The organism is Vibrio sp. 10N.247.310.24 (assembly GCF_041467175.1).
Taxonomy (GTDB): Bacteria; Pseudomonadota; Gammaproteobacteria; order Enterobacterales; family Vibrionaceae; genus Vibrio; species Vibrio tasmaniensis_A.
The window spans coordinates 1-1,813 of sequence record NZ_JBFSUD010000174.1 but is presented as its reverse complement, the minus strand read 5'-3'; the positions used below and the strand labels follow the sequence as shown (position 1 = coordinate 1,813).

Annotated in this window: 1 tRNA gene and 1 rRNA gene; both read right to left on the bottom strand. The window is 45.1% G+C overall.

Annotation, left to right across the window (positions count from 1 at the left end):
• Positions 1-1,204: ribosomal RNA gene (locus AB6E08_RS23155) — 23S ribosomal RNA — on the bottom strand; the annotation flags it as partial.
• A gap of 421 nt (positions 1,205-1,625) precedes the next feature.
• Positions 1,626-1,701: transfer RNA gene (locus tag AB6E08_RS23150), tRNA-Glu, on the bottom strand.
• Positions 1,702-1,813 lie beyond the last annotated feature (112 nt).

The following is a 1,813-nucleotide window of genomic DNA, read 5'->3' as shown; positions in this document are numbered from 1 at the left end:
CACCTTCAACGGCTTACAGAACGCTCCCCTACCCCACATACCCTAAGGTACGTAGCCGCAGCTTCGGTGTATAGCTTAGCCCCGTTACATCTTCCGCGCAGGCCGACTCGACCAGTGAGCTATTACGCTTTCTTTAAATGATGGCTGCTTCTAAGCCAACATCCTGGCTGTCTGAGCCTTCCCACATCGTTTCCCACTTAGCTATACTTTGGGACCTTAGCTGGCGGTCTGGGTTGTTTCCCTCTCCACGACGGACGTTAGCACCCGCCGTGTGTCTCCCGGATAGTACTTACTGGTATTCGGAGTTTGCAAAGGGTTGGTAAGTCGGGATGACCCCCTAGCCTTAACAGTGCTCTACCCCCAGTAGTATTCGTCCGAGGCGCTACCTAAATAGCTTTCGGGGAGAACCAGCTATCTCCAGGTTTGATTGGCCTTTCACCCCTAGCCACAAGTCATCCGCTAATTTTTCAACATTAGTCGGTTCGGTCCTCCAGTTGATGTTACTCAACCTTCAACCTGCCCATGGCTAGATCACCTGGTTTCGGGTCTAATCCTAGCAACTGTACGCCCAGTTAAGACTCGGTTTCCCTACGGCTCCCCTAAACGGTTAACCTTGCTACTAAAATTAAGTCGCTGACCCATTATACAAAAGGTACGCAGTCACACCACGAAGGTGCTCCTACTGCTTGTACGTACACGGTTTCAGGTTCTATTTCACTCCCCTCACAGGGGTTCTTTTCGCCTTTCCCTCACGGTACTGGTTCACTATCGGTCAGTCAGTAGTATTTAGCCTTGGAGGATGGTCCCCCCATATTCAGACAGGATATCACGTGTCCCGCCCTACTCGTTTTCACTGATGATGAGATGTCGATTACGGGGCTATCACCCTTTGTTGCGGCACTTTCCAGAGCCTTCATCTGTCTCATTAAAAGCTTAAGGGCTAATCCAATTTCGCTCGCCGCTACTTTCGGAATCTCGGTTGATTTCTCTTCCTCGGGGTACTTAGATGTTTCAGTTCCCCCGGTTTGCCTCCTGTTGCTATGTATTCACAACAAGATACTTACTTATGTAAGTGGGTTTCCCCATTCAGGAATCCCAGACTCAAAAGGTTATTACTACCTAATCTGGGCTTATCGCAAGTTATTACGCCTTTCATCGCCTCTGACTGCCAAGGCATCCACCGTGTACGCTTAGTCACTTAACCATACAACCCGAAAGGGTTTCTATTTGCTTTCACTTTAAAAAGTGAAGACAAATAAGCGTATGGCAACTAACCAAGGTTTTTGGTTTTCATCAAGAAGGGTTAATTCCTGATGACTGTTTGCCGGACTCAATTTACTTTTTGTTTCCACTTTTTAATAAAAAGTAGAATCAAAAAATGAACAATCATTTCTGATCATTCGAATACAAGACACTTGAATGTGTTTGTTGTGTTTACCTAATGAAAGATAAACATTGAGAACTTTTAAATTTGATTAACTTAATCACAGCCTTGGCCGTTTTGTTTTACTTTTTAAAAAGTAAAAATAATTAAGCTAATCAGTCAGCTTTCCAAATTGTTAAAGAGCTTGATTCAAACTAATGAACCATTTTTAAATACTCTAATAGAAGAGAATACTTAAAGATGGTATCCCGTAGGGGAGTCGAACCCCTGTTACCGCCGTGAAAGGGCGGTGTCCTAGGCCTCTAGACGAACGGGACACTAGTATCTCTTAACTTTTCTAAACCTAATCAATCTGTGTGGACACTCATCGTAAGTATCTTCGTATAAGGAGGTGATCCAGCCCCAGGTTCCCCTAGGGCTACCTTGTTA